Source organism: Chryseobacterium sp. SIMBA_028 (assembly GCF_046535285.1).
Lineage (GTDB): Bacteria > Bacteroidota > Bacteroidia > Flavobacteriales > Weeksellaceae > Chryseobacterium.
The window spans coordinates 1-260 of the sequence record NZ_JAWRWZ010000461.1 but is presented as its reverse complement, the minus strand read 5'-3'; the positions used below and the strand labels follow the sequence as shown (position 1 = coordinate 260).

Here is a 260-nt window from a genome sequence, read left to right as displayed (position 1 = left end):
AACCGGGATCTAGGCAAATCAACGGAGAATTCGTCATGATCGATAAAAACGCCATATGGTTCATTACTGGTTCGTCGAGAGGCTTGGGTCGAGCGATCGCAGAAAAGGTTCTGCAGGTTGGATACCGTGCTGTGCTGACTGCTCGGGATCCGGATCAGCTTCGCGACCTTGCTGAAAAGTAGAGCGACGCGGTTCTCGTCGCGTCTCTCGACGTGACGCGCCAAGACCAGATTGACCATGCTTATGAGGCGGCAATCGAT

General features: G+C 53.5%; 1 pseudogene. It reads left to right on the top strand.

The features are described 5' to 3' along the window. Positions 1-182: pseudogene (locus SCA31_RS24125) on the top strand (hypothetical protein); the annotation flags it as partial. Positions 183-260 lie beyond the last annotated feature (78 nt).